The organism is Streptomyces sp. NPDC054956, from assembly GCF_053609185.1.
In genome coordinates this window covers 24571-46339 of the sequence record NZ_JBSGXB010000024.1, presented here as the reverse complement: position 1 = coordinate 46339, position 21769 = coordinate 24571, and the positions used below count along the sequence as shown (strand labels likewise).

Sequence of the window (21769 nt, the reverse complement as noted above, 5' to 3'; positions counted from 1 at the left end):
GCCGTGCGCGTCCGGGCCGTACTCGGCCGAACCCTCATGGCCGGCCGAGCCGTCGTACGCGCCGGGGCCTCGGGGCCTCGTGGCAGCGGGAGCAGCGGAATCGCCGTCGGCGCCGCGCTGATGGCCGGCTTCGTCCTCGAGGACGAGTCCGGTCGCGCCACGCGGCCCGGCGCCGTCCGCCGCACCGCTCGGGCGGCCCGGTCCGCCCGGGGCGGTGGCCCGGACCTCGTCCCGCGCCGGCACACCGCCGGCCCCGACCGGTTCGCGGACCGCTACGGCGGGCCCGGGCACGGACAGGTCGCGGGCGTCGGCCCGGTCGGGGGCGTCGCCGCCGGAGCCGGACCGGAGCTCCTCCGGACCGCCCGGCAGGGAGGCGCCGACGGGACGGGAACCGCCCCGCGCGTGCGGGGCAGCATCCGGTTCCGGTTCCCCCGCGGGCACGGGCACGGACGGCACCAGGTCCCGCGCGGCGGGCGCACCGCCGTGAACCCCTTCCGGTGCGAGCCCGGAGACGAGGCCTGCCGAGCCGTGCTCCGACTCACCGAACATCCGGGCCGGAACCGCACCGCGGAACCCGGCGTCCGCACCGCCGGAGCGGGAGTCCGGCGCGGACCCGGCCGCAAAGCCTCGGTCTGCGCCGGTCGAGGGGTGCTCGGACCGTGCGATCGCCTCATGGGGGCCGGGGTCCGGGACGGCGGCCCGCGGAGCGCCGGACGGGGCGGTGGCTCCCGCCGGTTCGGCGCCGACGCCGACGGGTGCCCGCACCGGCAGGCCGTACTCGGCCTGCCGGTCGAACGCAGGCGCACCGGGTGCGGGGACTCGGTCGGCCCCGGCGGACGCGCCGCCGGGGTCGACCTGCCGTGCTGCTCCCGCGGCGGCCGGGGGCCAGGGGGTGTCCTGGGGGTGGGGGCGGGCCGTTTCGGCGTCCGGATCCCGCGGGCGCGCGGTGGCCGCGCCTGCGAAGTCCGTCTCCTCCTGCGGATGCGGGATGTCCACCCGCACGGCCGGTACGTCACTGCGCCCGGACCCGGCCGCGTCGTCGCCCGCCGCGAACGGCACGGCCGGACCACGGCCCTCGGCCCGTACCCGAGCTGCGTGGGAGTGGAGCTCCGCCGAACGGCCCTCCTCCGCAGCCGAAACGGAACCGGCGGCAAACGAGGCGGCGGCCGGCCCGTGCGCGGCGCCCGTCGCGAAGGGTCGCTCCGCCTCCCGCTCCGGGGCCTGCGCCCAGGCCGCGCCCGAGCGGGGCTCCGCCGAATGGCCCGTGTCCGAGGTCCGCGCGGAGGCCGGGTACGGCTCCGCGGCGGCCCGGCCGGGTGCCACGGCCGGCGTCGCCTCCGGTCCGTCCGCGGACGCGGTCGGTGCAGGGGCCGCAGCCGGTGCCGCCTCCGTGGGGGACGGCCACCGGGGCGGGGTGGACCATTGCGTCGAGGTCCGGTCGGACGGGGCGGGGGGCGGGGTCGGGCGTGGGGGGACGTGGAAGGTGCCCGTGGTCGAGGTCGTGCGCGTGGGGTACATCGTTGCCTCCGTCATGCGAACAGCCGGCGCCAGGTTTCCGGGCCCGGGTAGCCGTCGGCCTCGGCTCCGCGCCAGCCCTGGGCGCGCTGGAAGGCCTCGACGTTGCGGCGGTCGGCCTCGCCCCAGCGGGGGCCCGGCCCGGACGTGTAGTACTTGCCGAAGCCCTTCTTCACCAGCTGGCGGCCAAGGGCGGTGATGGACGGGTGGGACACGCCCGGACGGAACGTCGCGGCCCCCGGGAAGGCGGGCCTGCCCGCCGGTCCCGGTGCGCCGCCCGGCTTCGGCGGTGCCGGTGCCGCGCCCGGGATCGGCGGGATGTCCTTGCCCTGGTGCTGGGCGAGCAGCCTCCAGGTGTGCGCGCCGGGGATGCCGTCGGCGTCCGCGCCGGTCCAGCCCTGGGCGCGCTGGAAGGCCTGGGTCGCCTGCCGGTCGGCGTCGGTCCACTGCGTGCCGATGCCCTGCGGGTAGAAGCGGGAGCCGCCGCGGTCGACGAGCATCCGGCCGAGCTGGGCGATGTACTCGTTGTTCGCGCCCGGGCCGAACTTCGACGCCCCCGGGAAGGTCGCCGAGACGGCCGGGGTGCCGCCCGGGGCGGGCGGTTCGCCGACCGGCGGTTCGGGAACGGCCGCGCCGGTCACCCCGTTGAACCGGTACGGGACGTACTTCAGCGCGTTGTTCCAGTAGCCGTAGGGCGTGGCCTGGCGCCGCGTCGTGGGCCGGGTCTGCTCGTAGGCGACGTAGTAGGTCCGCGTCTCGTCCGCCCACCCGCCGAAGATCACCACGTGCGAGCCCTTGTTGGGATCGGCCGGGTTGTGGAAGAGCAGCATGTCTCCCGGCAGCAGCTCCTCCTTCGTGATCTTCGTGGCGAACTTGTCGAGGCTGCCGGTCCATTCGTTCGAGCCGAGGTTCCAGGCCATCGAGACGTAGCCGGAGCAGTCCTGCCGGTACCCGTCCGACCAGTACTCGCTCATGCTGTACGGGACCTGCGCGTCCAACCACAGCTTCGCCCGGTTGATGATCGTCGCCCGGTCGATGCGTTTGACCGCCGAGGGCGCTCCCGGCAGACCGGCCGGCTTCGCGGGCCGGCCCTTGTTCGGCCCGTGCAGCGGGGCCCGGCCGCCCTGCGGCGAGCCGGGGTCGTCCAGCGCCACCGTTCCGGGGCCCGGCGCCGCCACCGCGACCGCCGCTCCCCCGCCACCGCCGAGGACCACCCCGGCTGCGGTGGCCAGCACCAGGGCCCGGCGGGCTCCGCGCGCCGCGGGGTGACCTCCGTCGCGCAGCGGTATGGCCCGGGCGCGGGCGAGCGTGCGCCGGCGCTGGGCGCAGCCCCGGCACGGGCAGTCGCCGGCGGGCTCGTACTCCTCGAAGGCGGGCATCGGCATCGAGGGCAGCGGCGCCGGGGCGGCTGCGGCCGTCGTCGTCGGGGCCGCCGTCGTACTCGGCGTCTGTTCGTACACATGCGTCGGAGGCTGCATCGTCATGCGGTTCCGTCCACTCCCCTGCTCGTCCACTGGGCGGCCGGGACCGCATCTGGCGGGGCATCAGATCCGGCCTGGCCCAGACATATCGTGCACGACAAAACCCCCAAACATGGGTTAATCGGACAGAACGCGCGCGGCTTGTCACGAGCACCGGTACGGGTGGGGTAGAGTTTTCCTCGTCACCAAGCGCCGCTAGCTCAGTTGGTTAGAGCAGCTGACTCTTAATCAGCGGGTCCGGGGTTCGAGTCCCTGGCGGCGCACAGACGGAAGAAGCCCCTCGCAGTGGAAACTGCGAGGGGCTTCTTCGTTTCGTGGGCCGCGTCCGCCGCGTCCGCCTCAGCGGCTCAGGCCGCCGTCCCCGTGCGGGCCGCGACGCCCGTCAGGTACGCCGACACCACCACGTTCGCCGAGTACCGCTTGGCCGCCTTGTCGTAGGTGCCGCCGCAGGTCACCAGCCTCAGCTCGGCCCGGCCCCGGACCTTCGGGCCGTACGCCTTCGCCGGGTCGAAGCCCGCGCGCTCGTGGACCCGTACGTCCTCCACGGTGAACTCGGCGACCGAGCCGTCCGCCCGCACCACGCGCACCTTGTCGCCCGGCTTCGCCGAGCTGAGGCCGTAGAACACGGCCGGCTTCGACTGCGTGTCCACGTGTCCGACCATCAGCGCGGTCCCCGCCGTGCCGGGCTGGGCGCCGCCGCGCCACCAGCCCACCGTGCCGGGGTTCTCGTACGGGGGCGGCTCGATCGCCCCCTGGGCGTCCAGGTCCCGGGTGATCACCGGGGCCTGCACGCCCAGGGACGGTACGTCGACCCGCGCGGGCGCGGCCGGCTCCATCGGGGTGTGCGCGGTGGGCAGGCCGGGGACGGCGGCCGGCCCGCCGGCCTGGCCGGGAAGGGGTATCTGCACCCCGGTGATCTCGCGGCCCCACAGCCACAGGCCGAGGACCAGCACCGACCAGGCGGCGAAGGTCAGCAGCCGGGAGCCGCCGGAGGCCCTCTGCTCCCCGCTCACCCGCTCACTCGCCGCTGCGGCGGCGGCGCAGGCTCAGCGCCCGGCCGGCGACCGCCAGGGTGGCCGCGGCGGCGAGCACGGCGCCGATCACCGTGTGCGGCAGGCCGGGGCCGTCGCCCTCGTGGCTCTTCTTCGCCGCGGCGGCCAGCTGGGCGGAGTCGGCCGCCTTCGCCTGTTCGGCCGCCTTCGCCCGGTCGGCGGCCTTGGCCAGGTCCACCGCCTTGGACTTCGCCGCGATCTCCTCGGACATGCCGCCGCCGCCCGCGTGGACCGGCCAGATCGGCGTGTGGTGCGGATCGGGGTGGTGGTCGCGGCGGCGCTCGATCTCGATCGAGCCCCACTCGCGCTCGCCGCCGCGGCCGCCGCACTTGACCCGGATGTCGTGGCGGCCGGGCTCGGCCCAGGAGCGGATCATCGCGTCGCCCCACAGGGTGCGGCGGTCGTCGCGGCCGGTGGACAGCCGGACCTCGGAGACGAAGACGGAGGACTGGGCGATGGCCCAGTCGTCGTCACAGCCGCGGACGCGCAGTTTGACCTGCGCCCCCGGCTCGGCCGGATTGGGGTCGGCGGAGACGCTGCCGCGGTTCCACTCCTCCGCGAAGGCGATGGGCGCGGTCACGGCGGACAGGGCCGTCAGGGCGACGGCCACCCCGGTGACACGGAGAGCGATCAGATCACTGCGCATGGTGAACCTCCTCAACAAGGAGATTCACGCGCGGCGCGCCGCTCCGCATCCGGAGCGGCGCTCTCTTGGCCCGTACGTGTCAGCCGTACGACCTAAACCAGATCGACCAGATCAGCGATGGAGTTGACCGTCTTGGTCGGCCGGTACGGGAACTTCTCGGTGTCCTCGACGGAGGTCAGACCGGTCAGCACGAGGAAGGTCTGCATGCCCGCCTCGAGCCCGGCCAGGATGTCGGTGTCCATCCGGTCGCCGATCATCGCGCTGCTGTGGGAGTGCGCGCCGATGGCGTTGAGGCCGGTGCGCATCATCAGCGGGTTGGGCTTGCCGGCGAAGTACGGCTTCTTGCCGGTCGCCTTGGTGATCAGCGCGGCGACGGCACCCGTGGCGGGCAGCGGACCCTCGGTGGAGGGGCCGGTCTCGTCCGGGTTGGTGCAGATGAAGCGGGCTCCGGCGTTGATCAGGCGGACGGCCTTCGTCATCGCCTCGAAGCTGTAGGTGCGGGTCTCGCCCAGGACGACGTAGTCCGGCTCGTGGTCGGTCAGGACGTAGCCGATGTCGTGGAGGGCGGTGGTCAGGCCGGCCTCGCCGATGACGTACGCGGTGCCGCCCGGGCGCTGGTCGTCGAGGAACTTCGCGGTGGCCAGCGCCGAGGTCCAGATGTTCTCGACGGGGACTTCCAGGCCCATGCGGCTGAGGCGGGCCTGGAGGTCGCGCGGGGTGTAGATCGAGTTGTTGGTCAGCACCAGGAAGGGCTTGCCGGACTCGCGCAACCGGTTGATGAAGGCGGCGGCGCCGGGGATCGGGGTTCCCTCGTGGATGAGGACCCCGTCCATGTCGGTGAGCCAGGATTCGATCGGCTTGCGCTCTGCCACTGGACTGTTCTCCGCTCTCGGTGGCGTCTGACCTCTGAGACCTATGGTCTCTACCACCCTATCCGGGCCGGACCGCGGACGCGTCGGGCGTCCACGGCCCGGACCGGAGGGCGCCGGTCAGCCCAGACGGACGTTGTCGACGGTCCAGTACCAGTTGTTGCTGCCGGCGTAGCGGAAGCGGATCTGGACGTCGGTGGCGCCGGCCGGGACCTGGAGCGCGATCGACTCCGACCTGGCGACCGCGTCGGCGGTGTAGCTCTTGACGACCGACGGCGTACCGCCGTTGTAGGAGACCAGGACCTGGGCGGTCTGGCCGGCCTCGTGGTGGTAGTGGGTCTGGAAGGTCAGGTTGCGCGTCGAGCCGCCGGTGACCGCCCACTTGGGGGTGATGAGGGTGGAGTCGTAGGAGCCGGTGTGGCTCTTGTCGTCCCACTCGTCGGAGTCGGCGACGGCGAAGACGTCACGGGAGCGGACGTTCAGCTCGCGCCACTGGTCGCGCTGCGCCTGGCTCCAGAACTCGTCGGTGGCGAAGGCCCATCCGGCCCACTCGGTGACACCGCCCGTGCCCATCTTGGAGTTGTCGATCGACCAGCCGGCCGGCGGGGTGTGCGTGAAGCCCTTGGTGGTGGCCGGGATGCCCGTCTCGTCCACGCGCGCCTGGAGGTTCGGGCGCAGGGTGTCGAAGGGGTCGTCGTCCGGGGCGTCGAGCGGCAGCCCGTCGATGGCGGAGCCGGCCGCGACCCCGACGTGGGCGAGCGCGGTGGCCGCCACGTCGACGAGCTTGACGTCGCCGCGCACCGAACCGGCGGGGATGCCCGCGCCCTTGGCGATGACGAAGGTGCCGCGCTCCTGGATGGTGGAGCCGCCGTGGCCGCCCGCGTCGGTGTGCCCGTGGTCGGTGGTGACCAGGATCTTCCAGTTCTCCTGGGCGTACGTGGGGCGCGACTCGACGGCCGTGAGGAGCTGTCCGACCAGCTTGTCGACCCGCGCGATGGTGTCCAGGTACTCCTGGCCGGCGGCGCCCGAGGAGTGGCCGGCGTGGTCGATCTCGCCGAAGTAGACGAAGGCCGCGTCGGGGTTCTGGCCGCGCAGTTCGGCGGCGGCCGCGGTGGCGATCTTCGGGTCCTCGCTGCCGTAGCCGTCGCGGTCTCCCTTGAGGCTCAGGCGCTTGTCGACCTTGGCGGAGAAGATCGGGCCGTTCTGGTCGGTGGAGGTGATGGGCTCCCAGTCGGCGGCCGCGTACGTGTTGAGCGCCGGCTTGGCGTTCTCGATGCGGGTCAGGAAGTCCGGGTAGGCCGTGTAGTTCTTGCCGGTGAAGGAGTTGTCCTTCACCCCGTGCTTGTCGGGCCAGACACCGGTGGCGATGGTGGACCAGCCCGGGCCCGAGGAGGTGGCGGCCATCGGGTTCGCGTACAGGGTGCTGCGGGCGGTCAGGCCCTGGGCCATCAGGCCGTTGAGGTGGGGGGCGTCGGCGGCCTTGACGCGGTCCAGGACCGTGCCGTCGATGCCGATGACCAGCACCTTGTTCACGGGGGCGGCCGCCTCGTCGGCGGGAGCGGCGGTGGCGGCGTGGGCGCCGAGGCCGGTGGCGAGCAGGGCGGTGGCGGTGGCCGCCACGGCGAGGGTCCGTCCGGACAGGACAGTGGGCACGTACTCCTCCAGGAGTAATCGTGGGGAAGGCGCGAGGTGACACGGGCCGGTGCGGGCACCGGGGACATCCGGGGGATCCCCGGACGGAGTCCGGGGGATGGGTCCGGACCGAAGGTGCGGGCTTCGGTCCAGACCCGTTATCCACTCGTCACTGTCCCGGTCGTGGGTGACCGGGAGGCAACGAGTCAGCTTCCGGTCGCCGACTTCCACGCGTCGACGTAGGAGGTGAGGTTCTTGTCGATGTCGGACCAGTCCGGCTCGAAGATCTCGACACCGCCCATGATCTTGGTGAGTTCGACGGCGTTGGCGTCGGTGGGCTGGACGTCGGTGCGCGCCGGGAAGCCGCCGCCGACCCCGCTGACCAGCTTCTGGGCGTCCTCGCCGAGGAGGTAGTCCAGGAGCTTCTTGCCGTTCTCGGTGTGCGGGGCCTTGTCCACCAGGCCGGCCGCGTACGGGAGGGCGAAGGTGGTGGGCTTGCCGCCCTCCTTGGCCGGGAACCAGATGCCCAGGTTCGGCATGGACTTGGACTGCGCGAAGTTCATCTGGACGTCGCCGTTGGCGACGAGCAGCTCGCCCTTGTCGGTCTTGGGCGCGAGCTTGCTGGTGGAGGAGGACGGGCCGACGTTGTTGGCCTGGAGCTTCTTCAGGTACTCGTTCGCCGGCTCCTTGCCGCCGAAGTCGTGCATGGCCTTGATGAGCACGGCGGTGCCGTCGCCCGCGACGCCCGGGGTGGAGTACTGGAGCTTGCCCTTGTACTTGGCGTCCAGCAGCTCCTCCCAGGTCTTGGGGGCCTGCGCCAGCTCCTTCTTGTTGTAGACGAAGCCGAAGTAGTTGTTGACGACGGAGGTCCACTTGCCGTCGGCGGCCTTGTTCGCGCCGTTGACCTTGTCGGAGCCCTGCGGCTTGTAGGCCTGGAGCAGGCCCTTGCCGTCGGCCTGCTGGATGAAGGGGGGCAGGGTGATCAGGACGTCGGCCTGGGTGTTGGTCTTCTCGCGGACGGCGCGCTGCACCATCTCGCCCGAGCCGCCCTCGACGTACTTGACCTCGATGCCGGTCTTCTTCGTGAAGTCGGCGAAGACCTTGTCGTACCAGCCGTCGCCCTTGTCGCTCTTGAGGCCGTCGGCGCTGTAGACGGTGACGACCTTCTCGCCGCCGCCCTTGGAGCCGTCGGCGGAGTCGGCGGTGGAGGAACCCCCGCAGGCGGTGAGGCCGGCGGCGAGGGCGAGGCTGCCGGTGACGGCGGCGGTGATCCGGAGGTGTCTGCTGCTGGGCATGGAACTTCCTTACGGGGAAAGGGAGTCGGCAGGATAATCAGCAAGGGAACGAGCGAACGTGCGGTTCAGCGGTACGCGGCCTTGGTGCGGACGCGCGAGACGGCCAGCAGGACGAGCAGGGTGGTGGCCATCAGGACCACGGCGACGGCCGATCCGCTGAAGAGCGAACCGCGGTCGGTGGCGGTGAAGATGCGGACCGGCAGGGGCATCCAGTCCGGCGGGTAGAGCATCATCGTGGCGCTCAGCTCGCCCATGGACAGGGCGAAGCAGAGCCCGGCGGCCGCGGTGAGCGACGGCAGCAGGAGGGGGATCTTGACCCGCCACAGCACGTACGCGGGGCGGGCTCCCAGGGAGGCGGCCGCCTGCTCGTACGCGGGATCGAGACGCACCATGGCAGCCGAAACCGACTGGTAGGCGAACGCCGTGACAAGAATCGTGTGCGCCAGGATCACGATCGAGCTGGTGCCGTTGAGCAGCAGCGGCGGCTTGCTGAACGCGACGAGCACGGCGAGGCCGACGACCACGGACGGTACGGCGACCGGCAGCATGAACAGCGCGTCCAGGGACCGCTTGCCGCGCTTGCCGGTCCCTGCGGCGGCGAGGGCCGCCCAGGTGCCGACGGTGAGCGCGAGCAGGCTGGCGGCGAGCGCCGTGACCAGCGAGGTGGTCAGCGCCTGGAGGGATTCCCCCCGCACGGCGGCGGCGTAGTTCTCGGTGGTCGGACCGGAGGGGAAGGCGCCGGACCAGTGGGTGGCGAAGGAGGCGGCCACCACCACGAGGAGCGGCAGCGCGAACAGGGGCAGGAAGAGGAGTCCGAAGAGGCTCCAGGCGGCCCAGCGGCCGCTCTTGCTATGCACCAGCACGCTTGCTCACCACCCGGTAGAGGCCGAACAGGCCGACGGAGATCGCGATGTTGACGACGGCGACCACGCAGGCGGCCGAGTAGTCGGATTCGAGGATCGCCTTGCCGTAGACGAGCATCGGGAGCGTGGTGACGTCCTTGGCCCCGGTGAACAGGACGATCCCGAACTCGTTGAGGCACATGACGAGGACGAGGCTGCCGCCGGCGGCGAGCGCCGGGAGGGCTTCGGGGAGGATCACCCGCCGGACGATGCGGCCGGGCTTCGCGCCGAGCGAGGAGGCCACTTCCAGCTGGGCGGTGTCCAGTTGGGAGAAGGCGGCGAGCAGCGGGCGCATCACGAAGGGCGTGAAGTAGGTGATCTCGGCGAGGAGGACGCCCCACGGGGTGGTCAGGAAGTGGAAGGGGCCCTCCTTGATGCCGAAGGCGTCGGTCCACAGGCCGTTGGCCATGCCGGCCGTGCCGTAGACGAAGAGGAGGGCGAGGGTGATGAGGAAGGAGGGGAAGGAGAGGAAGACATCGATGAACTTGGCCACGGCGCGCGCCCCGGGGAAGGGGACGAAGGCGATGACCAGCGCGAGCACGAAGCCGAGGGCCAGGCATCCGGCGGTGGCGCCGACGGCCAGCCAGACCGTGGTGCCGAGGGCCTCGCGGAAGGAGTGCGAGGCGAACACGGAGGCGTAGGCGTCGAAGGCCCCACCGCCGTTCTCGGGGGTGAAGGACTGCTGGACGACCAGCGCGAGGGGGTAGAGGAAGACCGCCGCGAGCACGGCCACGGGCGGTACGGACCACAGCCAGCCGGGCACGGTACGGGGCGCCCGTGCGGCCTGCGCCGCGAAGCCGCCGGGGGCTCCGGCCGGGGTTCCGGGGTGGCCCGGGGCAGGGCTTCGTACCGGCTGGTGGGGAACGAGCGGAGCCCCGCCCTCGGCCGCGGGCTCCGCGACGCGCCGGTCCGTGGCCTCAGCCATCGGACACCCCCGCGGACAGCAGGACCGCGTCCCGCGGCTCGAAGTGCAGGGTGACGTGGTCGCCCAGCGCCGGGGTCTCGCGCAGTTCGGGCAGGTCCGCCTTGACGCGGTGGCCCTCGACGTCGACGTAGAGGCGGTGCGTGGAGCCGCGCCACTGGACCTCGGTGATCGTGCCGGACAGGGCGTTCGGGCCGGCGCCGAGGCCGAGCAGGTGCGGCCGTACGCACAGGGTCGCGCTCGCGCCCACGGCCGCGCGGCCCGGGTCGAGGGCGATCGGGTGCCCGGCGAACAGCGCGCCCCCGTCGGCCACGGTGACCGGCAGCAGGTTGGCGTTGCCGACGAAGGAGGCGGTGAACTCGGTGCGCGGGGCCCGGTACAGCTCCTGCGGGGTGCCGCAGTCCTGGAGGCGGGCCTTGTCCATGACGGCGATCCGGTCGGCCAGGGTGAGGGCCTCCACCTGGTCGTGGGTGACGTAGAGGATCGACACGTCGGGCAGTTCGCGGTGCAGCCGGGCCAGTTCGGCGAGCATCCCGGAGCGCAGCTGCGCGTCGAGCGCGGACAGCGGCTCGTCGAGCAGCAGGACTCCGGGGCGGATGGCGAGCGCGCGGGCGATGGCCACGCGCTGCTGCTGGCCGCCGGAGAGCTCGCGGGGGTAGCGCCGGGCGTAGGCGGCCATCCCGGTCATCTCCAGGGCCTCGGCCACGCGCCCGGGGATCTCGGCCCTGGGGGCCTTCTGCGCCTTGAGGCCGAAGGCCACGTTGTCCTCGACGCGCAGGTGCGGGAAGAGCGCGTACTGCTGGACGACCATGCCGATGCCGCGCTTGTGCGGCGGGAGCGCGGTGACGTCCCGGCCGCCGATCAGCACCCGGCCCGACAGCGGCCGGACGAAGCCGGCGACCGCGCGCAGCGCCGTGGTCTTGCCGGAGCCGGAGGGCCCGAGCAGCGCCATGACCTCGCCGGGCTCGACGGTCAGGTCGAGCCGGTCCAGGACGGTGTTGCCGCCGTAGGCGACCGAGACCGAGTCGAAGCGGATGCCGCTCACGCGCCGGACTCCTCGCCCGGGGCGCCCGCCAGGAGTGCGGGCAGTTCCGCGATGGAGCCCAGGACGTGGGTCGCGCCGTGCTCGCGGAGGGTGGCGCGGTCGTGGGCGCCGGTGAGGACGCCCGCCACGACACCGGCGCCGGAGCGGACGCCGCCGAGCATGTCGTAGGCCGTGTCGCCGGCGACCACGGTGTGGCGTACGTCGGCCACCGCGCCGGTGCGCAGGAAGGCGGCCAGCACCATGTCCGGGAAGGGCCGGCCGCGGCCGCCCGCGTCGGCGGGGCACAGGGTGAGGTCGGCCAGGTCCTGCCAGCCGAGGGCGTCGAGGATGGCGTCCTGGGTGACGCGGGCGAAGCCGGTGGTCAGGACGACGGTGCGGCCGTCGGCGCGGAGCTTCTCGATGGCGGCGCGGGCGCCGGGGATCGGGGCGATGAGGCCGCCGTCGACGAGCTCTCCATAGGCCTCCTCGAAGGCGGAGTTGGCGCGCCGGGCCAGGTCCTCGGCGCCGAAGAGGTGCCGGAAGACCGAGATCTTCGACTCGCCCATGGTGTCGCGGACGTACTGGAGCTTGGCGGCGTGGTCGGCGCTGCCCGGCTCCACGCCGAGGCGCTCGGCGGCGCGCTCGAAGGCGCGCTCGACGAGGCCGCCGTCGGCGACGGTGGTGCCGGCCATGTCGAGGACGACCAGCTTGCGGTCGCCGTGGTCGTGGCTGTGGGGGGTGTTGTCGGTCATCGTGCTGTTCACCAGCCCAGTTCGTTCGCGGTGGTCTCGGCTATGGCGGGCGAGCACGTCATGCCCCGGCCGCCGGGTCCCGTCACCAGCCAGACGCCGTCGCCCACTTGCTGGCGGTGGACGACGCGGGTGGTGTCGGTGCACTGCGCGTACACGCCCGCCCAGCGGTGCCGGATCTTCGGCAGCGGGCGGCCCAGGAAGGACTCGACGACCTCGGTGAGGTGCTCGTAGGGGTCCTCGAGGGTGTCGAACGCGAAGGGGTGCTCGTACTCGTGGGTGTCGCCGATGGTCAGTCCGCCGTCCTGCCGCTGGACCATCAGGAGCTGCATCTTGTGCGCGGCGGCGACCGGCGCCTGGGCCTGCTCGGCGTTGAGCTCGTCGAGGGCCGCCGACTTGTAGGCGGGGTAGTAGCGGAAGCTGTCGGCGTCGGCGACCGAGGTGGTCAGCGGCTCGCCGAGCGGGGCGGTCTGCATCATCTGGAGCCGTACGCGGCGCACGGGCAGCTCGGGGGCCAGCTCGCGGACCAGGCCGGACAGCCAGGCGCCGGTGGCCAGGACCACGGCGTCGCCCCGGTGGACGTCGCCGTGGTCGTCGCGGACGGCGCCCTCGCCGACGACCTCGCGGACCTCACGGCCGGGGAGGAAGGTGTAGCGGCCGCCGGCCCGCAGGGCCTCGCGCAGGTGGAGCTGGGCGGTGCGCGGTTCGACGGCCGCGTCCCGCTCGCACCACAGGGCCGCCTCGAACTCCCCGCGCAGGGCGGGGTTGATCTCCCGGGCCTCGGCCGCGTTGACCAGCTTGTAGCCGCGGGCCGCGGCGTCGGGGCGGGCGACGGCCGCCTCGGCCACCGCGTACTCGCGGGCGCCCCGCACCGGGGTGAGGGAGCCGATGGCGCGGAAACCCAGTCCGGGCACCCGCTCGCCGATCCCCTCCCAGAGCTCGCGGGCCCGCAGGGCGGTGTCGAGCTCCTCGCCCCCCGCCCGCCCGCTGACCCAGATCTGGCCGAAATTGCGCAGTGACGCGCCCCGGGCCTCCGCCTCTCGCTCGATCTGGACGACCTCGTGGCCGCGTTCCACTGCTTGCCAGGCGTGCATGGTGCCTACCACGCCGCCTCCGACGACTATGACCCTCATGCACACCACGGTGGGGGCGGGTCGTGACCCCGGAGGATCGGGCGGGCGACGGGCGGGTGAACAGCCCCCGACGCTTGGACTAGACCCGTTACCGTTCCGTGATACGAGTACGCCCCTTTTCTTTCGATTCAGGCGGTTGGGGCGGGACTATTCGGGCCGCAGGTGGGTCGTGAAGCTGAACCGGTCGCCACGGTAGAGCGAACGCACCCGCTCCAGCGGCCGGCCGTCGCGGTCCCGCGAGAAACGGTGGATGAGCAGCATCGGGAGCGCGGGCGGGGTGCCGATCAGCAGGGCCTCGCGGGGGGTGGCCAGGACCGTCTCCAGCTTCTCGTCGGCGTCGCCGAAGGAGATGCCGAGGCTGTCGTGGAGGTATCCGTAGAAGGAGGAGTCCGGCTGGAAATCGATGTCGAGGCGGGGTGCGCGGGCGACCCCGATGTACGTGCTCTCGAGCCCGACCCGCTCGTCGTCCGCGAGCAGCACGCGCTCGAGGTGCCAGACCGGCTCCCCGGGCTCGGCCCCGATGCCCGCGGCCACGTCGGCCGGGCAGGGGAACCGTTCCAGGCCGATCAGATGGCGCCCGGGCGTGCGGCCTTGGCGGCGTACGCCCTCGGTGTAACTCGCCAGCGACAGCGGCTGTTCGAGCTTCGGCCCGGCGACTACGGTGCCGCGGCCCGAGCGGCGCAGCCGGCCTTCGAGCAGCAGCTCGCGCAGGGCCTGGCGGACGGTCTCGCGGGAGACCTCGTACTGCTCGGCGAGATCGCGCTCGGTGGGCAGCGGCCCGCCCTCGCCGAGCTCGTCGAGCAGCCCGGCGATGCGGGCCTTGACGGCGTAGTACTTGGGGATGCGGCCGTGCTCCGGGATGCCCGAGCGGACGGGCTGGCCGGGCCGGTGGTGGTACGGGTAACGGGTCGGTTCTTCCACGCTCGGACTCTACGTGGACGGGGTGTACGGGGAGGTGGGGGGCTGCGGGGGCGGCGAGTTGGGGGGCGGGCTGCGCGTCGGGGCCCGGGCGGGCTGGGAAGCCTGGGCGGTGTGGGTCAGGCAAGATCCGGAAGAGACGGCCTAGCCCCGCAGGCGGCGGGCTCCGAGCAGGAGCGTGCCCCCGCCGGCCAGGGCCGCGGCGGCACCGGCCCCGTACACCCAGGCCGGGCGGCCGGGTCCGCCGGTGCCCGCCAGCGCGCCCGCTTCCCCGGTCTCGCCGGCGTCGGGTCCCTCGACGTCGAAGCGGTAGCCGCCGGCCTCGCCGACCCAGTCGCCGTCGTCACCCTTGCGCTGGACGAGGGCGGCGTCGGCCACGGCCTCACCGTGCGGGGTTCCGGGGGCGAAGGCGAGCCGGACGGTGACGGTCACGGAACCGCCGGGGCCGACGGTGAAGCCCGCGAAGGCGTCGCCGCCGTCGAAGACGGCGATGATCTCGTCCCGGTCGGTGTGCTCCAGGCTGACGGGGAAGGTCCCGCCGCCCGGTGCTCCGGGGGCCTCGAACTCCATCCGGAAATGGGCGGGGCGCAGGGCCCGGGCCTTGTCGGTGAAGACGACGACGGGGTGGATGGCCGTGCACTCGGAGGCGGTGGTGTTGGTGAGGTCGAGGTACCAGGTCTGCGGCTCGTCGCCGGTCCGGTAGACGGACGGGCCGCCGCGGATGCGGGCGCCGACGGGGAACTGCGTGCTCTTCCCGTCGCCGCAGGTGGCCTCCACCCGGGAGGGGAGCGCGGGGGCGGGGCGGGCCCCGCCGCCGGTGCCGATGTCCGCGGCCGCGGTGGGGGCGAAGGCGGTGACGGCGACGAGGGCGGCGGAGAGGGCAAGGGCTTTGCGCAGTCTCATGGCAGACCTTCGCTACTCGCCGACGGACAGGACGATTGTCGGACGAGGCGACAATCACCCCGGCCCTGCCCGCACCCTCCCACGCCCCCGCAACCCCCTGTCCAGCGCCGCGCCCGACTCACCCCCTTTTCCCCCGGATGGCCGACACACGCCTAGCCCCACCCGAGCGGAGCCCATTCCCGCCCGACCGGCGCCTGCCCCCCACCCGGCCTCCGCCTGGGCGGGGCCATTCCAGCCCGTCCGGCGCCTGCCCCCGCCCGGGCCGAGCCCATTCCAGCCCGACCCGCGCCTGCCCCCGCCCGAGCCGAGCCCATTCCAGCCCGTCCGGCGTTTGAGGACCGGGGTCCGGGGCGGAGCCCCAGGAGGCTCGGGCGCAGCCCGGGCTCAGGGGTCCGGGCTGCGCCCGGGGAACGGTGGAAGGGTGGGTAGGGGACAGGCCCCGCAGGGCCAACCACCGACCCGGACGGGGACGGCCCCCGCCTTACCCACCACGCCCGAACACGGACGCGAGCACCAACTCCGCCGCCCCCTCGGCCACCCCCGCCTCCGCGAGGCAGACCTTCACCGCGCCGCCCCCGCCCCCGCCCCCGCCCCCACCACCGGCCAGGGACCTCGCGGAGACCACCCCCCGCACCCCCTCCACGAACACGCCCGGCGCAGCCGCCACCACGCGTCCCCCCAGCAGCACCCGATCCACATCCAGCAGCGCGACCAGGTTCGCCGTCGCCTCCCCCACGATCCGCGCGGCCTCCTCCAGCCGGCCCCCCGCCACCGCGTCCAGGCAGAGCACCTCCGCGCACCCGCGCCCGCCGCAGCGGCACGGCGGGCCGTCCAGTCGCAGCACCTGGTGCCCGAACTCCCCCGCCGCCGAACGCCGCCCCCGGTGGATCCCGCCGGGGCCGAGCCGGAGCCCCGCCCCCAGTCCGGTGCCGACGTGCACGTACGCCACCGCCTCGTCCGCGGCGGCCGCCTCGAACCCGGCCCCCGCCACCCCCGCGTTGGTGTCCTTGTCCACCCGCACCGGCAGCCCGAGCCGCCCCTGGAGCACCTCCCGCAACGGGAACCCCTCCCATTGCGGGTACCCCGTCACCCGTCCCAGCACCCCGGTCCGCCAGTCCAGCGGCCCCGGCGCGGCCACACCGACACCGAGGACCGCCCCACCGGCCGTGCCCGCGCCGACGCCACCCGCGCCGTCCCACACCCGCTCGACCGCCCGTACCGCCACGTCGACCACCACGTCCGGACCGGCCCCGAAGTCCAGCGGCCCCCGCCAGTCGCCGACGACGCGACCGGCCAGGTCCACCCGTACCGCCGTGAGCTCGTCGCGGTCCAGGTGCACCCCGACCGCGTACCGCGCCTCCGGGACCAGCCTCAGCAGCGTGCGCGGTTTGCCTCCCGTGGACGCCTCGCGCCCGGCGTCGGCCACCAGCCCCTCGTCCCGGAGACGTGCCGTGATCTTGCTGACGGCCTGCGGGGTGAGCCCCGTACGGTCCGCGAGGTCCGCGCGGCCGAGGCCGGCTGGGCCGGCGCCGCGCAGGAGGTCCAGTACCAGCGCGTCGTTGTGCCCGCGCAGCACCGGCAGATTCACGCCGCTCGCCTGGCCCCTGCTGCCTCCGCTACCCCTGTCCACCTGCCCATTGTCCACCCTCCTTGCACTTTGGCAACACTGTTGCCAAAGTGTTCGACATGAACGACAACGCCCCCGCCACCCCCCTCCGCGTCGGAGTCGTCGGCTACGGACTGGCCGGTTCCGTCTTCCACGCCCCCCTCGTGTCCGCGACCGACGGCCTCGTCCTCGACACCGTCGTCACCTCCGACCCGGGCCGTGCCGCCCAGGCGCGCGAGGCCTACCCGGACGTCCGGATCGCCGGCAGCGCCGACGAGCTGTGGGACCGGTCCCCCGCCCTCGACCTCGTCGTCATCGCCTCCCCCAACAAGACGCACGTCCCGCTCGCCACCACCGCCCTCACCGCCGGCGTCCCGGTGGTCGTGGACAAGCCGCTCGCCGCGACCGCCGCCGAGGCGCGCGAGCTGTCCGAGCTCTCCGAGCGGACCGGGACCTTCCTGTCGGTCTTCCAGAACCGCCGCTGGGACAACGACTTCCTCACGCTGCGCCGCCTCCTCGCCGACGGCGAGCTGGGCGAGATCCAGCGCTTCGAGTCCCGCTTCGAGCGCTGGCGCCCGCAGCTCAAGGGCGGCTGGCGCGAGTCGGGCGCCCCGGAGGAGATCGGCGGCCTGCTGTACGACCTCGGCAGCCATGTGGTCGACCAGGCGCTGGTGCTGTTCGGCCCGGCCGTACGGGTCTACGCGGAGGCCGACGTGCGCCGCCCGGGCGCGGAGGCCGACGACGACACCTTCATCGCCGTCACGCACGCGAGCGGGGTCCGCTCGCACCTGTACGTCAGCGCGACCACCGCCCAGCTGGGACCCCGCTTCCGGGTGCTCGGCTCCCGCGCGGGCTACGTCAAGTACGGGCTGGACCCGCAGGAGGCCGCCCTGCGCGAAGGCCTGCGCCCCGGCGACCCCGAACGTACGTGGGGCGAGGAGCCCGAGCACGTGTGGGGCCGGCTGGGCTCCGGGGAGTCCCCGCTGACCGGCGGCGGTACGCCGGTGCCGACGGCTCCGGGCGACTACCCGGCGTACTACGCGGCCGTGGCGGAGGCGCTGCGCACCGGCGGCCCGGCCCCGGTGACGGCACTGGAGGCGGCGCACTGCCTGGACGTACTGGAGGCCGCGCGCAGGTCCTCGCGCGACGGGGTGACGGTCGAACTCGCCTGACGCCGGACTCCGCACGGCACGGAAAAAGGGGCGGCGCCGTCCACGACGGCACCGCCCCTCCCTGTCCGGCCCGCCGGACTAGGCGCTCTTGAACTCCTGGCGCTGGCGGCCGAGGCCGTCGATCTCGACCTCCACCACGTCACCGGCCCGCAGGAACGGCTTCGGCTCCGGCTGGCCCGCGGCCACGCCGGCCGGGGTGCCGGTGACCAGGACGTCGCCCGGGTACAGGGTCATGAACTGGCTCACGTACCGCACGACCTCGCCGACCGGGAAGATCTGGTCCGAGGTGTTGCCGTCCTGCTTGAGCTCGCCGTTGACCCACAGCTTGACGTCGAGCACCTGCGGGTCCGGGATCTCGTCGGCGGTGACCAGCCAGGGGCCGAGCGGCGTGAACGTCTCGCAGTTCTTGCCCTTGTCCCAGGTGCCGCCGCGCTCGTTCTGGAACGCGCGCTCGGTCACGTCGTTGACCAGCACGTACCCGCCGACGTGCGCGAGGCCCTCCTCGGCGGAGGCCAGGTAGCGGGCGGTGCTGCCGATGACGACGCCGAGCTCGGCCTCCCAGTCGGTCTTGACGCTGCCGCGCGGGATCAGCACGGTGTCGTCCGGGCCGACCACGGTGTCCGGAGCCTTGAGGAACAGGATCGGCTCGGCCGGCGGCTCGGCGCCGACCTCGGCCGCGTGCCCGTGGTAGTTCAGGCCGATGCCCACGACCTTGCCTATGCGGCCGACGGCGGACCCGATCCGCAGACCCTCGGCGTCCAGCACCGGGAGCTCACCGGACCCGGCCGCGTCCCGTACCCGGGACAGCACGGAGTCGTCGGCGAGCAGAGCGCCGTCCACATCCGTGATCAGGCCGGACAGGTCCCGCAGGGTCCCGTCCTGGTCGAGCAGCGCGGGGCGCTCCGACCCGACGGGTCCTACACGCAGCAGCTTCATGGGCATTCTCCCGTGGTCGTGGGTGGTCGACCCATGGGCATGCCCCGGGCCGGACGATGGGTTGCGGCCATCGGAGGATTGGTCGATCCTCCAAGAAGTCGGCCCAATCCGCAAGACCCTGTTCACAGACTGGAACGCGCGGCTCCGGTGATCTTCTGCCCGGTCCGCTCGGCCCGCTCCTTGCGGTGCTGCAGCCAGGCCCGCTCGGCCACGGACCACGCGGTGGTGGTGACCAGGTACAGCCCGGCGGCCAGCGGCACCAGGGCAGCGGTGATCAGCGTCCCGAAGGACAGCAGGGGCAGTACGCCGCCCAGCTTGCGCATGGCCTCCCGCTGCTCCTCGCTCACCCCGGCGGGCAAGGCGGGCACGGCCCCGCCCGACGCGACCCCGGCCCGGCCGGCCTTGGCGCCCCCGGCCCGGCCACCGGCAGCCCCGCCGGTGGCCCCGCCGCCAGCCGTCTCCGCCGAGGCAGCCGCCAGCGCCGCGGCCTTGCGCCCGCGTGCCGCGCTCCAGGCGGCCACGACCGCGATGGCCGAGAACAGCCCGAGGAACACCAGCCCCCGCGCCCCGAACAGGCCGCCCTCGCCGAGCGCGTCGCCCCACCGGTCCCCCAGCGGCGCGGCGAACAGCCGGTGCCCGAGCAGCTCGTTGGCGGCCCCGCCGATCTCCGCCGAGGAGAACGCCTGGTACATCACGAAGAACACCGGCAGCTGCAGCAGCACGGGCAGGCAGCCCGCCACCGGGGTCGCCCCGCGGAAGGCGGCCCGGCTCAGCGGGTGCAGCGCGAGCCGCACGAGCACGGTGAACAGCACGATCGCGGCAGCGGTCGCGGACTCGGCCAGGAACGGCTCCAGGAGCCGGCCCAGCTGGGCAACAAGATGAGTGAATACGGACACGTGGGCCCTCCGAGGGGTCTCGTCGAACGTCGAAAGAGATGCGTTTCGGCGTGACGACCCGCGAGGGGCGACAACAGTGATCAGTCAGCGGAAGGCGAGTGGAACTGCGCGCCCCTACGCGGCCGTCGGGACGAGCCGGCCGGGTGCCCTGGGCCGCGACCGGCCCGAGGCGTCGGGATCGCGCTGCGGCAGGAACGCCGTGCGCTGCTCGCGATCACGGATCGCGGTGCGTATGCGGTGCGGCGGCACGGGCAGGACGAGCCGCGCGGCGGCGGCCAGCGCCTCGGCACCGACGGCGACGGTGACCGCCAGGACGGCCACGACAGCGCCCAGCCCGCCCTCCCCGGTGAACGGCCCGGCGAACAGCCCGAGGACTCCCCCGAGCAGCACCAGCAGCACCAGCGGAACCAGCGGGGCCAGCCGGGCGAATGCCCGCGCACCCGAACTCCGGGCGAGCGCGGACAGGGCGGCGAAGCCGGACACGGCGAGGAGGGACGGCGAGGTCCCACCACCGTTTCGTTCCCCAGCCATGCAGACCACCCCCTTCCGCTCCCGCGCACGAACTCCCGTACGCCCGCGTGCCGTACAGCACCAGCACTCGTGATCGATCTTAGCCCGCACCTCTGACAACGGCCGCGGGGACCGGATCGTCCCCGGGCAGCGGATCTCGTGCCAGCACTTCCTCGTCGGGCCGCCCGTCACCCCGGTCCCGCGGCCCCAGCGCGGTCACCGTCAGCGCCACCGCCAGGTTCACGACCAGCGCCACCGTGCCCGCGTTCACGCCCCGCACCGGATCGTTGCCCGTGAAGACCAGCCCGCAGACCACCACGACCCCCGCGACCAGGCCGGCGACCGCCGCCCAGGCCGTCAGCCTGCGCCACACCAGACCCAGCAGCAGCATCGGTACCAGCTGCGCCATGCCCTCGTACGACACGAGCGAGAGCCTCACCAGCGTGTTTGGCGCGGTGTAGGTCATGACCAGCGCGATCGCCCCGGCCGCGACCACCACCAGCCGCGAGGCCAGCTTCTGCCGCTCCCCCGAGCTCCAACTCGGCACCAGCGAGAGCACGCTGCGCCCCCACATCGTGCCGATGACCAGCATGAACACCGCCATCGGCACGATCGACGACAGCGCCGCCGCCACCCCGATCACGCCCACCGCCCAGGCGGGCAGCGAGTCCACGACCAGCTTGAACAGCGCGAGGTTGGAGTCCGCGCCCGTCAGTCCCGGTACGACGAACAGCGCGGCCATGCCCAGCAGCATCGGCACGAAGAGCAGCACGTTGTAGGCGGGCAGCAGGATCGCGTTGCGGCGCAGCGCGTCGGCGTCGCGCGCGCCCAGGTAACCGGCCACGGTGGTCGGGAAGATGACCACGGTCAGCGCGTTCAGGACAGTGGTGGAGGCGAACCACCCCGCCCCCAGCTCCCCGCGGCCGCCCGCCCCGCTCCCGGCGCCGGGGAGCGTCAGCCACTGCGGCCGCTCGGCCGCGAGCCGGTCGAAGAGCTCCCCGTAGCCGCCGAAGTAGTGCAGGGGCACATACACCGCGAGGAACCCGAGCGTGCCGATGACCAGCACGTCCTTCAGTACCGACACCCACGCGCTGCCGCGCAGTCCGCTGACGACGACGAACCCCGTCGTGACGGCGAAGGCGATGAAGTAGGCCCACTCCAGGGACACCGCCCCGTAGGTCACCGTCGAGACGACCACGCCCATGCCCGTGATCTGGAGCTGGATGTAGGGGAGCAGGAAGACGGTCGCGAGCACCGCGACGGCCGCGCCGAGCCAGGGGCGCCCGTACCGGTGGGCCACCATGTCGGTGATGCCGACCAGCCCGTGGCGGCGCGCGTAGTCCCACAGCAGGGGCCCGACGACGTAACCGACCGCGTACCCGCAGGACATGTACGCGATCACGTACATCACGGGGGCTCCGTAGTTGTAGCCCCAGCCGGCCGCGCCGAGGTAGCTGAAGCTGGTGTACCCCTCGCCCGCCATCAGCACCCAGATGAAGACGGTGCCGAGCGAGCGCCCGCCCACCGACCATTCGGCGAGCCCGCCGCCGCCCCCGCCGCGCCCGCGCACGGCCAGCAGGCCGAGCGCGACGGTCGCGATCATGAACA

General features: G+C 73.6%; 19 protein-coding genes, 1 tRNA gene and 1 pseudogene. 2 read left to right on the top strand and 19 right to left on the bottom strand.

From position 1 onward, the window contains the following. Both ACWGDE_RS07445 and ACWGDE_RS07440 read right to left on the bottom strand, forming a co-directional pair. Positions 1 to 1323 (bottom strand): annotated as a pseudogene (locus tag ACWGDE_RS07445) (hypothetical protein); the annotation flags it as partial. A 206-nt stretch (positions 1324 to 1529) separates the two neighbouring features. After that, a complete protein-coding gene (locus ACWGDE_RS07440) occupies positions 1530 to 2900 on the bottom strand; it encodes a peptidoglycan-binding protein (protein WP_453388032.1) in 1371 nt (456 codons plus the stop codon). A 285-nt stretch (positions 2901 to 3185) separates the two neighbouring features. Here ACWGDE_RS07440 and ACWGDE_RS07435 point away from each other — a divergent pair. After that, a tRNA-Lys gene (locus tag ACWGDE_RS07435) sits at positions 3186 to 3259 on the top strand. Positions 3260 to 3343: 84 nt separating this feature from the next. Here the strand turns inward: ACWGDE_RS07435 and ACWGDE_RS07430 are convergent. The 13 genes from ACWGDE_RS07430 to ACWGDE_RS07370 form a co-directional block, all read right to left on the bottom strand. Further along, complete coding sequence (locus ACWGDE_RS07430; protein ID WP_453388025.1) at positions 3344 to 4009, bottom strand: class F sortase; 666 nt, start codon at positions 4007 to 4009, stop codon at positions 3344 to 3346. 4 nt (positions 4010 to 4013) lie between these two features. Beyond that, positions 4014 to 4694: a hypothetical protein gene (locus ACWGDE_RS07425; protein WP_453388024.1), complete on the bottom strand. Its 681-nt coding sequence runs from the start codon at positions 4692 to 4694 to the stop codon at positions 4014 to 4016. 92 nt (positions 4695 to 4786) lie between these two features. After that, entirely contained in the window at positions 4787 to 5566 is a 780-nt protein-coding gene (locus tag ACWGDE_RS07420) for an HAD-IIA family hydrolase (RefSeq protein WP_453388023.1), read from the bottom strand. 117 nt (positions 5567 to 5683) lie between these two features. Then, positions 5684 to 7216, bottom strand: coding sequence for an alkaline phosphatase family protein (locus tag ACWGDE_RS07415; RefSeq protein ID WP_453388022.1), 1533 nt, complete (start codon positions 7214 to 7216; stop codon positions 5684 to 5686). Between the two features lie 185 nt (positions 7217 to 7401). Next, the gene (locus ACWGDE_RS07410) at positions 7402 to 8490 is read right to left on the bottom strand and encodes a 2-aminoethylphosphonate ABC transporter substrate-binding protein (protein ID WP_453388021.1); all 1089 of its coding nucleotides are present in this window, start codon (positions 8488 to 8490) and stop codon (positions 7402 to 7404) included. Positions 8491 to 8555: 65 nt separating this feature from the next. After that, complete coding sequence (locus tag ACWGDE_RS07405; RefSeq protein ID WP_453388020.1) at positions 8556 to 9353, bottom strand: ABC transporter permease; 798 nt, start codon at positions 9351 to 9353, stop codon at positions 8556 to 8558. Continuing rightward, on the bottom strand, positions 9340 to 10317 hold the full coding sequence (locus ACWGDE_RS07400) for a 2-aminoethylphosphonate ABC transporter permease subunit (protein WP_453388019.1): 978 nt from the start codon (positions 10315 to 10317) through the stop codon (positions 9340 to 9342). Before ACWGDE_RS07400 ends, ACWGDE_RS07405 begins: the two co-directional genes overlap by 14 nt. Continuing rightward, complete coding sequence (locus ACWGDE_RS07395) at positions 10310 to 11359, bottom strand: ABC transporter ATP-binding protein (RefSeq protein ID WP_453388018.1); 1050 nt, start codon at positions 11357 to 11359, stop codon at positions 10310 to 10312. The genes ACWGDE_RS07400 and ACWGDE_RS07395 overlap by 8 nt, the downstream gene beginning before the upstream one ends. After that, positions 11356 to 12090: a phosphonatase-like hydrolase gene (locus ACWGDE_RS07390; protein ID WP_453388031.1), complete on the bottom strand. Its 735-nt coding sequence runs from the start codon at positions 12088 to 12090 to the stop codon at positions 11356 to 11358. Before ACWGDE_RS07390 ends, ACWGDE_RS07395 begins: the two co-directional genes overlap by 4 nt. Positions 12091 to 12098: 8 nt before the next feature. Next, positions 12099 to 13220 carry a TIGR03364 family FAD-dependent oxidoreductase gene (locus ACWGDE_RS07385; RefSeq protein ID WP_453388017.1) on the bottom strand — a complete coding sequence of 374 codons (1122 nt, stop codon included), beginning with the start codon at positions 13218 to 13220 and terminating at the stop codon, positions 12099 to 12101. 147 nt (positions 13221 to 13367) lie between these two features. Next, complete coding sequence (locus ACWGDE_RS07380; protein ID WP_453388016.1) at positions 13368 to 14141, bottom strand: GntR family transcriptional regulator; 774 nt, start codon at positions 14139 to 14141, stop codon at positions 13368 to 13370. A 141-nt stretch (positions 14142 to 14282) separates the two neighbouring features. Beyond that, positions 14283 to 15041, bottom strand: a complete 759-nt coding sequence (locus tag ACWGDE_RS07375; RefSeq protein ID WP_453388015.1) for a hypothetical protein — start codon at positions 15039 to 15041, stop codon at positions 14283 to 14285. 481 nt (positions 15042 to 15522) lie between these two features. Further along, positions 15523 to 16629 carry an ROK family transcriptional regulator gene (locus tag ACWGDE_RS07370; protein ID WP_453388014.1) on the bottom strand — a complete coding sequence of 369 codons (1107 nt, stop codon included), beginning with the start codon at positions 16627 to 16629 and terminating at the stop codon, positions 15523 to 15525. 98 nt (positions 16630 to 16727) lie between these two features. Here ACWGDE_RS07370 and ACWGDE_RS07365 point away from each other — a divergent pair, with 98 nt between their 5' ends. Further along, positions 16728 to 17819 carry a Gfo/Idh/MocA family oxidoreductase gene (locus tag ACWGDE_RS07365; protein ID WP_453388013.1) on the top strand — a complete coding sequence of 364 codons (1092 nt, stop codon included), beginning with the start codon at positions 16728 to 16730 and terminating at the stop codon, positions 17817 to 17819. A gap of 78 nt (positions 17820 to 17897) precedes the next feature. Here the strand turns inward: ACWGDE_RS07365 and ACWGDE_RS07360 are convergent, their stop codons facing one another. The 4 genes from ACWGDE_RS07360 to ACWGDE_RS07345 all read right to left on the bottom strand — a co-directional run bounded on the left by ACWGDE_RS07360 (position 17898) and on the right by ACWGDE_RS07345 (position 21764). Further along, positions 17898 to 18755, bottom strand: coding sequence for a fumarylacetoacetate hydrolase family protein (locus tag ACWGDE_RS07360; protein ID WP_453388012.1), 858 nt, complete (start codon positions 18753 to 18755; stop codon positions 17898 to 17900). Between the two features lie 122 nt (positions 18756 to 18877). Next, positions 18878 to 19651, bottom strand: coding sequence for a YidC/Oxa1 family membrane protein insertase (locus tag ACWGDE_RS07355; RefSeq protein WP_453388011.1), 774 nt, complete (start codon positions 19649 to 19651; stop codon positions 18878 to 18880). Positions 19652 to 19765: 114 nt separating this feature from the next. Beyond that, a complete protein-coding gene (locus tag ACWGDE_RS07350) occupies positions 19766 to 20134 on the bottom strand; it encodes a DUF6412 domain-containing protein (protein WP_453388030.1) in 369 nt (122 codons plus the stop codon). Between the two features lie 127 nt (positions 20135 to 20261). Continuing rightward, entirely contained in the window at positions 20262 to 21764 is a 1503-nt protein-coding gene (locus ACWGDE_RS07345) for a sodium:solute symporter family protein (RefSeq protein WP_453388029.1), read from the bottom strand. Positions 21765 to 21769 lie beyond the last annotated feature (5 nt).